Source organism: Humitalea sp. 24SJ18S-53 (assembly GCF_050632385.1).
GTDB lineage: Bacteria > Pseudomonadota > Alphaproteobacteria > Acetobacterales > Acetobacteraceae > Humitalea.
The window spans coordinates 3575243-3587550 of record NZ_CP192599.1; the positions used below are offsets into that span (position 1 = coordinate 3575243).

The following is a 12308-nucleotide window of genomic DNA, read 5'->3' on the forward strand; positions in this document are numbered from 1 at the left end:
GTTTCTCCGCGTTGGCATGACAGGTTCTTGCGCCTGCCTGATCGCTGCGCCGATCGTGGCGCCGCACGTGTGAAAGCTTAAGTCGGTTCCAGGCGCGTCGTCGACGTTCCGCATCCGGGCGAGGCGAAGGCCCGGGCTGCCTTGTCGAGGGAAACGCCAGGGCTCATGCCAGCGGTGCGACGCGGCAGACCAGGCTGCCCCGCCCGACCAATTCACCGCGCAGGATGCCGCCCGCCGCCGGCACCGGCAGCATGCCGGTCAGGCTGCCGAAGGTCACGACCTCCCCGGCCTTGGGGGCATGGCCGATGGCGAGGCACCGATGGCGCCAGGCTTCGACGAGTTCGGCCAGCGGCGCATGGCGATGCGGCCCGTCATGCCGCGCAACCTCGACATCGTCGATCAGCAGCCGCATCGACAGCGGGTCGGAATCCGCCAGGTGCCAGTTTCCGAGCGGCGGGCTGTAGACGGCGCCGAGATTCGCGACGCCATCGGCGATCTTGTCCCACTCGTCCGGCGGCGTGCCGGGGATGAAGCGGCTTTTGACGAATTCGAACAGCAGAACAAGGTCGGCAATGCCAGGCAGGTCGCCCGGCCTGAGTGCCGCAAGCGCCGCGGCATCGAGGCCCTGGCGAAGCTGCATCGCGACCTCCAGCTCCATGCCGGTACCAGGGGGCAGCCGCACCGGCGCATCGGCCATCAGCGTCACCGTCGCATCCGGCATCGGTGCCGCGAAGACGTTCGGCCCGGTGCGCCCGAGCTTCCAGCCCGCGATGGCCCAGCCCATCGCGGCATAGGTCGCGAGCTGGATCGCCTCGGCCTCCGCCAGGTCGCGCGGGCGTAGCCCTTCGGGCAGGCCGGGCGTGGGGGCCTGGCGGCCCTGGCGGATGTCGATCAGCAGCGCCGTGGCGCCGGCAATGCGGGCTTGCGATGGTGCGGGGGTGTCAGGCATGTCCGGGGCCTCCTATTCGCGCCAGGGGCGGCGTTGCCACAGGGCACGCAGCTTCACGTCATCCTCGTAGAAGACACGCTGCTGCTCCTCGCCGCTGAGCACGCGCAGTGGCAGCGACAGGCGATCGGCCTCGCGCAGCCAAGCAGGGTCGGCCAGAGCCTCGGCGAAGGCGGTGCGAAAGCGATCGCGCAGTTCGACCGGCAATCCAGGTGGGGCGATGATGCCGCGGGTCGATCCGGCGACGATGTCGATGCCCTGTTCGCGGAAGGTCGGCGTATCCGGCGCCATGTCGAGCCGTGCCGGGCTGGCCTGGCCAAGCATGCGCAGGCTGCCCTGGCGCACCATGCTGATGCCCTCGGCGACGTTGAAGGATCCGGCCGCGAGATCGCCGGCCAGCACCGCCGAGATGATCGGCGGCGTGCCGGGATAGTTGATCGCGGTGAATTCGGTCGCCGTCGCTGCCTGCAGTGCCAGGATCAGCAGATGGTCGTCGCCGCCCATGCCGGCGCAGCCGAGGTTGAGCAGGCCGGGCTTCTGGCGCGCATCCGCCACCAGTTCGGCGACGCTGCGATAGGGGGATGCGGCGCGGACAAAGAGCCCACCGGGATCCTCCACGACATTCGCGATGAAGTTGAAGTCGCGCATGCGGTAGCGGACCTGGCGCTCGATCGGCAGGGTGATGAGGTTGGGCGTCTGCGCGGCGCCCAGGGTGTAGCCATCCGGCGCCGCCGCGAAGACCGCCTCGAAGGCCAATTGGCCGCCGGCCGAGGTGCGGTTCACCACGACCATCGTCGCGTTGTTCAGCCGCGGCGCCACGAAGGGGATGATGGCGCGGGTGTAGGTGTCCATGCCGCCGCCGGCGGGGCCGGAGACGATGATCTGGATCGGTCGATCCGGCCAGGCGGCGCGCGCGATGCGCGGCGCGGCCACGGTCGCTGCCAGCCCGAGTACGGCAAGGCTCCGCCGACGAAGCATGCTTGGATCCTCCAGCGTGCCCCTGTTGCCGGGGCAGCCTCATGATCAAACATTGGATCAATCTAAATGACAAGCCCGGCACGCCCGAATCATCGGCATTGCCCGGTCGGCGGGTTCTGCTAGATCGATGCCATGTCAGAGCGCCTTACGCTGATCGATGTCGCGCGGCATGCGCGCGTGTCGCGCGCCACGGTGTCGCTGGTCCTGCGCGACAGCCCGCTGGTCGCGGCGGCGACCAAGGCCAAGGTTCGGCAATCCTTGGATGCGGTGGGCTATCTTTATAATCGCGGCGCCGCGACGATGCGTGCCACCGGCACCAAGACCATCGGCCTGCTGGTCAACCAGATCGACAACCCGTTCTTTTCCGAACTGACGGCCGGCGTCAGCGCGGCGCTGGATGCGGCGGGGTACATTGCTTTCCTGTCGGTCACGGAGGACGCCGTCGATCGCCAGGAACGCGCCATCCTGCGGCTGCGCGAGCATCGCGTTGACGGCCTGATCCTGTGCCCCGCCGTCGGGTCCACGCCCGAACAGATCGCGCAGCTCGCGACGGTGGGCATGCCGGTCGTGCAGACCATGCGCTTCGTGCCGGGCAGCGCCGGTGACTACGTCGGCCCGGATAACGAGCCAGGCATGGCCCTTCTGGCCGAGCACCTGATCGGCCTGGGGCATCGCCATTTCGCCTATGTCGGCGGTGGGCTGGTGCATTCGGCGAATCACCAGCGCATCGCGGGCGTGACCGGCGCGCTGCGGCGGCACGGCCTGCCCGACCCGGTGTTCCTGCGCAACGAGACGACGCGGCTGGGCGGCGTGGAGGCGGCGGCGCAGATCTGGGCGATGGAGAAGCGGCCAACGGCGGTGATCTGCGGCAATGATGTCACCGCCTTCGGCGCCATCATGGGGCTGCAGCAGCGCGGCCTGGTGATTGGCCGGGACGTGGCGGTGACGGGCGTCGGCGACGTGCCCGAGGCCGCGGCGTGCCAACCGGGGCTCACGACCCTGGCGACCAACCCGCGCGCGATCGGGCAGGAGGCGGCGCGGCTGCTGCTTCGCCGCATTGCCGATCCCGCGGCGCCGGTGGAGCAGGTGGCGATGCCGGTGCGCATGGTCGTGCGTGCGTCCTGCGGAAGTCGGATGGACCAATCCAGTCCTTCCCTCCGCATGACATCGGCCTGAGCGGCGTTCACGCTGGTGGCGGATCACCGCCTGCCGTTTCTCTCCGCCCAGGATCGGGCGGCGGATCCATTGAGAAGTCCCCCTTGATGCATTGATGGTCTATGCATACATCTCGCGCATGACCGCACCCCGCCCCCTCGCCCCGCCCCGCGTGGATTTCGCCTCCCGCGACTACTGGGCGGGCACCATCAAGATGGGCCTCTCCAAATTCTTCATCCTGCGCGTCCTGCACGACGGGCCGATGCATGGGTATGAGGTCGCCCGGGCGGTGGAACACACCACGGGCGGCTGCTGCTCCCCAACAGAGGGCACCATCTATCCTGTGCTCCGAGAGTTCGAGGCCGGCGGCTTCGTCACCGCGACGGAGGAGGTGGTCCAGGGCCGCCAGCGCCGCGTCTATGCGCTGACCGACGCCGGGCGCGCCGCCTTCCGCGTGGCGCTGCGCGCCTGGATGGACGCGACCGCCGCCCTGCAGGACACGGGCCGCGCCTTTGCCGCCGCCGATCGCGCCAAGACAGCCAAGGGCTGCTGCTGATGCCAGCCCAGCGGCGGCCTCGCTTTGCCCAAATACATCAACCGTCTATGCATCAGGGAGCATCATCATGACCCCTCGCCCGCTTCCGGTCGCGATCGTCGGCGCCGGCCCCATCGGCCTTGCCGCGGCCGCACATCTTCTCGCCCGCGGATTGGAACCTCTGGTGCTTGAGGCTGGGCCCGAGGTCGGCCACGCCGTCAGCGCCTGGGGCCACGTCCGGATGTTCTCGCCCTGGCGCTACAACATCGATACCGCCGCGCGTGGTTTGCTGGAGGCGGCGGGCTGGGTCGCGCCCACGGCCGGCGCCTACCCGACCGGGGCGGAGCTGGTGGCCCAGTACCTCGCCCCGCTCGCCGCCACGGCCGCATTGCGCGACCGCATCCGCACCGGCGCCAGGGTCGTCGGGATCGCCCGCCGCGACCACGGCCGGCTGCACGATGGCCAGGGACGCGACGCAGCGCCCTTCATCCTGCACATCGCCACCGCCGATGGCGCCATGGCGGCGATCGAGGCCGCGGCGGTGATCGATTGCGCCGGCACCTGGCACGCCCCCAATCCCGCCGGTGCCCATGGCATCCCCGCCTTGGGTGAGGCAGCGCAGTCAGAACGGATCGCCTATGGCATTCCGCCGGTCCTGGGTGCCGCCCGCGCCACCTATGCCGGGGCGACCACCCTGGTCGTCGGCGGCGGCCATTCCGCCATGAATGCCGTGCTGGACCTGGTCACGCTGGCGAAGGCCGCGCCGGGCACACGCATCCTCTGGGCCTTTCGCCGGCCGCTTGGCGCAGTGAATTTCGGTGGCGGCGCGGGCGATGCGCTGTCGGAACGTGGCGCACTCGGCACCCGGGCCCAGGCGCTGGTGGAAAGCGGCGCCGTCACCGCGCTGGCCCCCTTCCTGATCGACCGCATCGCGGCCGATGGCGGGGGCCTTGCCATCTGCGGCCGACAGGGCGGTCGCGCCACCATGGTCAAGGCCGACCGCATCATCGTCGCCGCCGGCTTCCGGCCGGACCTGTCCTACCTGCGGGAGATCCGGCTCGGCCTGGACCCGGCGGTGGAGGCGACCCCGGCCCTGGCGCCCCTGATCGACCCGAACCTGCATTCCTGCGGCACCGTCCGCCCGCATGGCGAGGCGGAGCTGCGGCACCCGGAGGCCGGCTTCTGGATAGCCGGCATCAAGAGCTATGGGCGCGCACCGACCTTCCTGATGGCCACCGGCCATGAACAGGTGCGCAGCATCGCCGCGGCGCTGGCGGGTGACTGGACGGCCGCGCGCGAGGTCCATCTGGACCTGCCTGAGACCGGCGTCTGTTCGAGCGACCGGCCGGCGCCCGGCGCCGAGGCGACGGCATGCTGCACGGACACGACGCCGCAAGGCGCCTGCTGCCCGCCAAAGCCCGCACTTGCCGCCGCGGCGCCGTGCTGCGGCCCCGTCGCGACGCCACCCACGCCAGCGAAGGGGTGCTGCGGCCAAGGCGGCGGATGAGCGGGACGCTGGCCGGCCGCCCCGTCAGCGCTGCCGGCCAAGCCGGCGTAGAACGAGCAGCCCGATCAGCGTGACGATCGCGAGGTGGCCGAAGCCAAGGCTCCAGCCCAAGGCGCCGTTGCCGGCCACATCCAGCGCCACGCCGACCCCGAGCGGTCCCAGGAAGCCCCCGGCGTAGCCGCACATGCTGTGCAGCCCCATGGTCGCCCCGCGCCGCCCCTCGGCCGCGGCCTGCACCGTGCCTGCCGTCAGCGCCGAACTGTCCAGGTAGATGGCGGCATTCCACAACACCACGCAAAGCGCCGCCAAAGGTGCCGAGACCATGCCCGACCAGCCGGTGAGGAGTGCCAGGGTGGCGGCCGCCCCCATCGCCCAGGCGACGACCCGCGCGCGGCCAAAGCGCTGCGCCGTCTCGTTCCCGCACACGGACACCGCGATGCCCACCAGGCCGGCCACCGTGAACAGCGCGGTCGGCCCGGGCAGCCAGGCCGGGGCCCCGTGCCACGCGATGGTGACGGCGAGGAAGGTGACCGCCCAGGCGCGTAGCGCCGCCAATTCCCAGGTATGGACCGTGTAGCCGACGATCCAGGCCATGGCGGCGCGGTTGCGCAAGACCGGCCGGAAATCCAGCAGCGCGGCGGGCGGTGCGGCATGCAGCGTGGCATGCCTGGGGGGTTGTGGCCCATCGGCCTGCATCACCACGGCGCCGATCACGCCGGCCATCAGGGCCGCCACGCCGCCGAACAGAAAGGGGGCGATGGGCCCCGCCAGCGCGTCCAGGCCACCCGCCACCGCGAAGGAGGCCGCCCCCGCAATACCCACGCCCGCAGCGTGCCAGGTGATCGCCCGCGACTGCGCCTGGCCTTCCAGCCGGTCCGCGATCGCCTTCAAGCCCGGCATGTAGCAGCCGGCCCACCCGATCCCGGCGATGGCCCGCAGCGCCAGGGCGCCCCAGAACCCGTCCGCCAACAAGGCGAAGCCGAGGTGGGAAGCGGCCGTCAGCCCGGCACCGACCAGATAGACGCGCCGCGCCGGCAACCGATCGGTCAGCGACACCAGGACCGGCACGGCGACGACATAGGCCGCGAAGAAAGCGCCGATCAGCCACCCCGCCTGGGTCGCCGAAAGCGACCAGCGCGCGATGAAGCCCGGAAGCAGCGCCGGCAGGGTGAAGGCGCCGATCTGCGCCAGCACTTGTGCGACAACGATGGCGGCGACGAAGCGGGTGACGGTCAAGGGTAGGTCATGCTGGGCATGGCATCAGGTTAGCCCCGCATCGTGGTGCCTGGGCAGACCGCGGGCCAATGATCTGCCCAGAGGGTGCCACGAACACTGACGAGGGATCCTTCGCCCGGGCAACTGGTTGGGGGCACCCCAAAAAAGAGTGTTTGGTCCCGGAGAGTCGTGGCGCTACTTCGACCTGCGAGGGCGAGGAAGCGTACCAATTCGTCGACACAACCTGCGGTAGGCCGACTTCGCTGAACACTGGAACATTCGGCAGCACCGGCGATCGTTCGGTCCCCATCACACCGAGAACTCGATATTCGTCTCTCTGATGTGCTGCGATGACTGGCTGAAGGTCCGCGCAGACCAAGTCCAACTCGCCGCCCATGAGATCGACCAAGGCTGGTGCGCCCCGTCCACAAACGTACTGCGAACGCCAACCGGCTTGCGGCATCCCGTCGGTGCAGATCGGACGCGCCTCGGTCGGCAAGGCACTTCTGATGATTCATGGCGACGCGGAAGTCGGGCGCATACTTCGCCGCGCGAATACGGAAGAGACCAATCCCGACATGCGCGTTTCGGTGGCGAAGGTACGTGCCGATCTGAAGGAAAGCCGGGAACGGGGATGGACGGAGAGCAGGGGAGCCGTCCTCGCACGCTCCAACACCTTTGCGATGCCGATGCCCAGCATGCCGAACCACCCGCCACTCGTCATCGGAATAGGGACAACGGTCGTTGAGTCAGACCAGCGGCGCCCGGACATCGTGGCCGCGCTGAAGGCATTTTGTGAGTCCATTGCTTTCGACATCGCGAGCCAGGTTTACATTGCCGATGATGGAGCCGTCTTGCTGCGGGAATGGACGGAGGTGGTTGATCAGCCAATAGCGGCCATGAGGCGGTAGACGCGGCGCGTGTTGATCGGGACGGGGATGTTGATCAGGCGCCCGCCTTGGCCCTGCACCTTCGCATGGCGGAGGGCACGCTTTGCCATGCAGCTCAGCCGTTGATGGCGTGGTGCTTTGGTAATGCGAAAATCGAGCCGAAGGGCAACGCACCGCTGAACACGAAGCAGGCGAGCGGCACGGACGCCGCCACGTGGCGCGGCGGTCAGGCCGTCCGGCGAAACGTGAAGCGTTTGCTGAATGTCGCGGCGTCGCCGAACTTTCGGTCCAACCGGCGGAACAGAAAATGCGCTGACACTACGGCCGCGGTGACCGCGATCACATGCGGCAGCGTGATCCTGTCAAAGAAATCAACCTGTGCACCGTAGCGGCCGGCGCCGTTGAAGGCAAAGGCGATCACATGCGCCACAAACCCCACGACCAGCAGGCGCGCGCCATGGCGCAGCCGGCGATACCACCGGTGCTGCTCCAATACGCGTTCCAGCTTGAGGCCGAGCACGAAGATGAAGAAGCCGGGCAGCAAGACGACCATGATCATGACCCAGAAGCCGACGTTGTCTGGCAGCACGCCAGCGATCAGCGAGGTGCCGACCAGCGTCAGGATGCCAGCCAAAGGGAAGATGCAGGTGCCGATCGCCAAGGCCGGGATCGAAGCCAGCATCAACGGGATCAGTGCCACCATGGCGCCACCGCCACCGCCGGCTGCGCCAGCACCTGACCGGCTCGCCGCACCGGCGTTGTAAGCCGCTAAGTCGGTGGTCGAGTTGCCAGTATAGAGGCCGCCGGCAGCACCGGCATTATATGAGCTCATCTCGCTTTCGACGCTCATGGTCCGCAACTTCCCCTGGTCGGGAGACAGCCTAAACACCACCAGCCGCGCAGCCAATCATTTCTTCGACGGTTCGGCCGATTGCGCGCGCTTGAGGGAGCGGAATTCGAGGGCCGCACGTCGCTCTCGCGCCCATGCCCTGGCGTCTACCCGCTGGATGCGGCGACCTCTCGGATATGCGCGATGACTTGACACGTGGCCGCCCCGCTTTTCGGGGGGGCCGCTGGCACCCACCACATCTGGCTCGGCACGGAAAGGCGGCCCGCTCGCCCTCCACGGCCTGAGCGCGGTCGTCGGTTGCCAGCCCCCTGACGTGCTTCGGCAAGGCCGTCGGACCACTTATGGCCCGGAAATGACTGCGCTCATCGGTCTCGTATCGGTCGCGCGAGGCGGCTGAGGTGATGGGCCACAGGTCCGCCGTCTCGGTCCCCCTCGGCGGGATCCGCGGACACGGCCTCTCCAGCCGCCGCGAGGATGTCCGGCGCCGCCTGCACTGCGGCGAGCGCATCACGCAGCAGCGCCTGGTCTCTGGTCGCGTTCTCCGCGATGCGATTGCTGAAGAAGCTGCTGGCGGACTCCATGCTCGACGTTTCGACGCTGTGGGAGATGTCGGCAAAAAACTTCTGACGCGTGGCTCACGGCACAATGCCGTGACCTGGACGATCCGGGAGAAAGACTATTCGCAACATCGCGCCTGCGGCTTGGCAGGCATGGCGCCGCGGATCATCGAAACACGAAGGACGGACGACAACATCGAACGCCCCCACACGAGCCTGAACGGGCTTACCCCCAACGCCTTCGCAGCACGCCCCAGACAGGGGGCAGGGTCATGTGCAAGCCGCAAGTGTGCGCGAACGACCTACGAAACTCCGGATAGGCGTCCGTATATTCACAAAACTAAAACGACCGCTGCCCGGCCCGCAGGGCATTGTCCACGAGGTTGCCGAGGAGGGTCAGCATCGCCTCCTGGGACTCCGGGGTCGTGCCATCCACCCCGGGCTCAAGCCGGCCCAGGATGCCATCCACCGCGCCCTTCTCCACGCAGCGCAGCAGCATCCGGCGCTCCGCCGCCGCGTCGTGCAGGATGTGCCGGTCGCCCAGCGCGCAGGCCAGGGCCGCCATGACACCATAGGCGCCCCAGTTCGAAATCGCCGCGACCACCAGGCTGTCGGTTTCCACCACCGTCGCGATCCCCTCGCCGCAGGGGCAGGCGCAGCGCCGGCCGAAGGGTTGGATGTCACGCACCGCCTCCGCCACGGCGCCGAAGCCGATCTCATTCCCGCCGTCGCCGATCCCGATCGTCAGGATGCCGGCGGCGCGTGCTTCCTCGGCGAGCACATGCGCGCTGGCCATCACATCCGCGGACCGCCCGCGCCCGGTGATGGTGTGGAAGACGCCCTTTGCATTCGGCCCGCCCTTTTCCACGAAGACGACCGCTGTGGGCTTGTGGCGCGCCAGGATTGCCCGCGCCGAAGCAGGGCCCGCTTCCTCGCCCAGCAGCAGCGCATCCGTGGTCGCGCAGGCGCTGCGTTCCTCGAACCAGGCCATGGGGAGGACCGCGAGGCCGATGCCCTCGGTCGCCGCGACGATGGCGGGAAGGTTGCGCTCCTCCGACACCAGCACCGGCTTCGCGCCAAGGCCGATGTCCAGCCCCCGCGCGATGGCGGCGGCACCGAGGGGGCCGTCCGTCTCACCGAAGGGCAGCCAGGGCGGCGCCCCCGCCCCGGTGACCACCAGCACGCGATCGCCGGGGCGGATGCGCCGCGCCAGCGCCTCCGCGGCCCGGGTTGTCAGCGGCTCCTCCTGCCAGGCACGCGCCGCATCATACAGGCGGTGGATCACGCCGCGCGGGAGGCCGGAGGAGAAGCGCATCTCGACACAGATCAACCGGTCGATCGCCTCGCCAATGGCGCGGTCGAAGGTCAGGGCGGCACCATCATCCAGCATGGTCAGTTACCTGCGTAGCGGAAGCCGACAACCGGCGCGACGATCTCGTTGAACTGCGTGCCGCAGCGCGCCCCGCAACGGCGAACCCAATTGGTCAGCACGGCGCCTTGCAGGATGGACTGCACGCGGGCGCGGTCGGCGTCATTCGGTTCCACCACGGTCATGCGGCGCGCGCCGGTGACCAACGTGCCGGTGCGGCAACCGCTGGCGTCGCCGATGTTGCAGGCCACGCCATCGGCGGTCCCGTTGAGGCCGAGCGCCCACTGCTCATCCTCGATCCGCTTGAAGACCTGCTCGACAAAGCCGCGCACCGCCGGGTCCAGGCTGTTCCACCAGCGCAGGCTGACGTAGTAGCCGCCGATGCCCCAGGACACCGGCAGGTTGTACATATGGGTCGTCACCTCGAACCACTTGGCGGCATTGCCTGACAGCGCGGCCGTGACGGCGCAATCGGCGACACCGCGTTCCAGCGCGCCATAGACTTCGGGGAAGGCGATGCTCACGGCCTGGGCGCCGAGCTGTTCCACCAGATCGTTCTGCGAGGGGCCGAAGGTGCGCACCTTGCGCCCCGCCAGATCAGCCAGGGAGGCCAGGGGCTGGCGGCAGAAAATCACATTGGCCGGGAAGACATAGGTCCCGATGATACGCAGCCCGAAGCGTTCCATCTCGCGGTTCGAGGCATTGACGACGGCCGCCGAGATCGCGCGCGCGCGTTCGATCGTCGGGCTCAGCCCCGCCAGGTCGGCGATCTCCACGAAAGGCACATCGCCGGCAACGGAGGCCAGGGGGGCCGCGCTGATCTCGGCCTGGCCCTGGCGCACGACGCGCAGGATATTGCTGCCGGTGACGCCGGATTCCGCCCAGGTGCTTGGGCGGAATTCGACGCGCCCATTGCTCCACGCCGGCACGCGTTCACGGAAGATCGGCAGTTCCACCTGCGTGTATTGCGGCAGGGTGGGCAGCGTCTGCGTGATGGTGTTGATGGTCACGCGGGGCCCGGCCGCGAGGCTGGGTTCCTGCGACCAGGCGGCCGGACCGAAGAATCCGGCGGCCAGGACCGCGACAGTCGCGGCGATGGTGCGCTTGGCAATCATGGGATGTCCTTTCCGTCTGTGTGCGAGGTGACTGTCTTGGGCGCTGCGTTCCTACGTCATGGACCGACGGTCGGGTTCCGGTCGAAGCCGGTCCATTGCTCGGCCCCCGATGGGGTGATCAGGTAGGTGTCCTCGACCGCGAAGCCGCCATGGATGGGGTCCAGGAACAGCGTCTCGACGTTGATCACCATGTTCGCTTCCAGCACCACATCGCCGCTGCCGATCAGCGGCGGGTTCTCGTGGTGCTCCACGCCTATGCCGTGGCCGACATGTTCCATGCGGAAGCGCGGCAGCACCTCGCGTGCCGTGGCGATCGCGGCGCGATAGAGTTCGGCCACCGGCACGCCCGGGCGGAGCAAGGCGGCCGCCGCGCGCTGGCTGTCCAGCACGGCCCCATAGATCCGCGCCTGCTCCGCGGTCGGCCCGCGCCAGAAGCGCGAAACGGCGGTATCGGCGTGATAGCCCATGTAGCGCGCGCCAAGATCGAAGCGCACGACATCGCCGGGCCGCAGGGCGCGGTCTTCCGGAATGCAGTGGGAGAAGGCGCTGGCGGGGCCGAAGCCGAGGACGAAGTTGGCGATGTTCTCGCCGCCCTGGCGGCTGACGGCGCTGGCATAGACGCGGGCCGCCTCGCGTTCCGTGATCCCGTCGTGCAGGGACGCGAACATTTCCTCCACCGCCGTCTCCATGATCTCGGCGGCGCGGCGGCAGCGCAGGATCTCCTCGGGCGTCTTCACCGCGCGGATGTCGCGGATGATGGAGGTCGCATCGACGACGGCGCCCACGGCGGGATGGCCCACCACCTCGCGGCTGATCCACAGTGGCAGATAGCGTTCCTCGACACCCAGCCGCAGGGACCGGGCGGGGCCAGCCAGGGCGTGGTCCAGCGCCACGCGCCAGTTCGCCACCAGATCGCCATCCTGGTCGGTGGCGTATTCGGTGTAGCCGATCACGCGACGGATCCAGGACCGCCGGCGCATGTCGTCGAAATCCCAGCTTGGCACGATCGCCACGGCCTCTCGCGCGGGATCGCGGAACAGCAGCGCCAGGAAGGGGCGGTCGAGGAAGGAGAAGGTGCTTGGCACCAGATAGTCGGTTGCATAGATGAAGTTGTTGGGATGCCCGAGCAGGATCGCGTCCAGCCCGTGCTGCTCCATCAACGCCCGTGCCCTGTCGATGTTCAGCAGCATG

General features: G+C 69.0%; 13 protein-coding genes. 5 read left to right on the forward strand and 8 right to left on the reverse strand.

Going from position 1 to position 12308, the window contains the following annotated elements; genetic code table 11:
- Positions 1 to 163 precede the first annotated feature (163 nt).
- Positions 164 to 949 (reverse strand): hypothetical protein, encoded by a 786-nt coding sequence (locus ACQW02_RS17085; protein WP_431281121.1) that lies wholly within the window; start codon positions 947 to 949, stop codon positions 164 to 166.
- Between the two features lie 12 nt (positions 950 to 961).
- On the reverse strand, positions 962 to 1924 hold the full coding sequence (locus tag ACQW02_RS17090; RefSeq protein WP_431281122.1) for a Bug family tripartite tricarboxylate transporter substrate binding protein: 963 nt from the start codon (positions 1922 to 1924) through the stop codon (positions 962 to 964).
- Positions 1925 to 2056: 132 nt separating this feature from the next.
- Between ACQW02_RS17090 and ACQW02_RS17095 the strand changes: the two genes are divergently transcribed.
- From ACQW02_RS17095 to ACQW02_RS17105, 3 genes are all read left to right on the forward strand, one after another.
- Positions 2057 to 3100: a LacI family DNA-binding transcriptional regulator gene (locus tag ACQW02_RS17095; RefSeq protein ID WP_431281123.1), complete on the forward strand. Its 1044-nt coding sequence runs from the start codon at positions 2057 to 2059 to the stop codon at positions 3098 to 3100.
- Between the two features lie 118 nt (positions 3101 to 3218).
- Positions 3219 to 3635 carry a PadR family transcriptional regulator gene (locus ACQW02_RS17100; RefSeq protein WP_431281124.1) on the forward strand — a complete coding sequence of 139 codons (417 nt, stop codon included), beginning with the start codon at positions 3219 to 3221 and terminating at the stop codon, positions 3633 to 3635.
- Positions 3636 to 3702: 67 nt separating this feature from the next.
- Positions 3703 to 5121: an FAD-dependent oxidoreductase gene (locus ACQW02_RS17105; protein WP_431281125.1), complete on the forward strand. Its 1419-nt coding sequence runs from the start codon at positions 3703 to 3705 to the stop codon at positions 5119 to 5121.
- 24 nt (positions 5122 to 5145) lie between these two features.
- Here ACQW02_RS17105 and ACQW02_RS17110 read toward each other — a convergent pair whose 3' ends face one another.
- The gene (locus ACQW02_RS17110; RefSeq protein WP_431281126.1) at positions 5146 to 6357 is read right to left on the reverse strand and encodes an MFS transporter; all 1212 of its coding nucleotides are present in this window, start codon (positions 6355 to 6357) and stop codon (positions 5146 to 5148) included.
- A 7-nt stretch (positions 6358 to 6364) separates the two neighbouring features.
- Positions 6365 to 6799: a tripartite tricarboxylate transporter substrate-binding protein gene (locus ACQW02_RS17115; protein WP_431285918.1), complete on the reverse strand. Its 435-nt coding sequence runs from the start codon at positions 6797 to 6799 to the stop codon at positions 6365 to 6367.
- Between the two features lie 7 nt (positions 6800 to 6806).
- On the opposite strand from ACQW02_RS17115, the gene ACQW02_RS17120 reads away from it, so the two are divergent.
- Entirely contained in the window at positions 6807 to 7247 is a 441-nt protein-coding gene (locus tag ACQW02_RS17120; protein ID WP_431281127.1) for an IclR family transcriptional regulator domain-containing protein, read from the forward strand.
- Between the two features lie 205 nt (positions 7248 to 7452).
- Here the strand turns inward: ACQW02_RS17120 and ACQW02_RS17125 are convergent, their stop codons facing one another.
- The gene (locus tag ACQW02_RS17125) at positions 7453 to 8076 is read right to left on the reverse strand and encodes a hypothetical protein (protein WP_431281128.1); all 624 of its coding nucleotides are present in this window, start codon (positions 8074 to 8076) and stop codon (positions 7453 to 7455) included.
- Positions 8077 to 8550: 474 nt separating this feature from the next.
- Here ACQW02_RS17125 and ACQW02_RS17130 point away from each other — a divergent pair, with 474 nt between their 5' ends.
- A complete protein-coding gene (locus ACQW02_RS17130; protein WP_431281129.1) occupies positions 8551 to 8703 on the forward strand; it encodes a hypothetical protein in 153 nt (50 codons plus the stop codon).
- Positions 8704 to 8973: 270 nt separating this feature from the next.
- Here the strand turns inward: ACQW02_RS17130 and ACQW02_RS17135 are convergent, their stop codons facing one another.
- Genes ACQW02_RS17135 through ACQW02_RS17145 form a run of 3 tightly spaced genes read right to left on the reverse strand, consistent with a single transcriptional unit; the run spans position 8974 to position 12307 of the window.
- A complete protein-coding gene (locus tag ACQW02_RS17135; protein ID WP_431281130.1) occupies positions 8974 to 10023 on the reverse strand; it encodes a glutamate cyclase domain-containing protein in 1050 nt (349 codons plus the stop codon).
- 2 nt (positions 10024 to 10025) lie between these two features.
- The gene (locus tag ACQW02_RS17140) at positions 10026 to 11117 is read right to left on the reverse strand and encodes a TRAP transporter substrate-binding protein (RefSeq protein ID WP_431281131.1); all 1092 of its coding nucleotides are present in this window, start codon (positions 11115 to 11117) and stop codon (positions 10026 to 10028) included.
- A 56-nt stretch (positions 11118 to 11173) separates the two neighbouring features.
- The gene (locus ACQW02_RS17145; RefSeq protein WP_431281132.1) at positions 11174 to 12307 is read right to left on the reverse strand and encodes a M24 family metallopeptidase; all 1134 of its coding nucleotides are present in this window, start codon (positions 12305 to 12307) and stop codon (positions 11174 to 11176) included.
- Position 12308 lies beyond the last annotated feature (1 nt).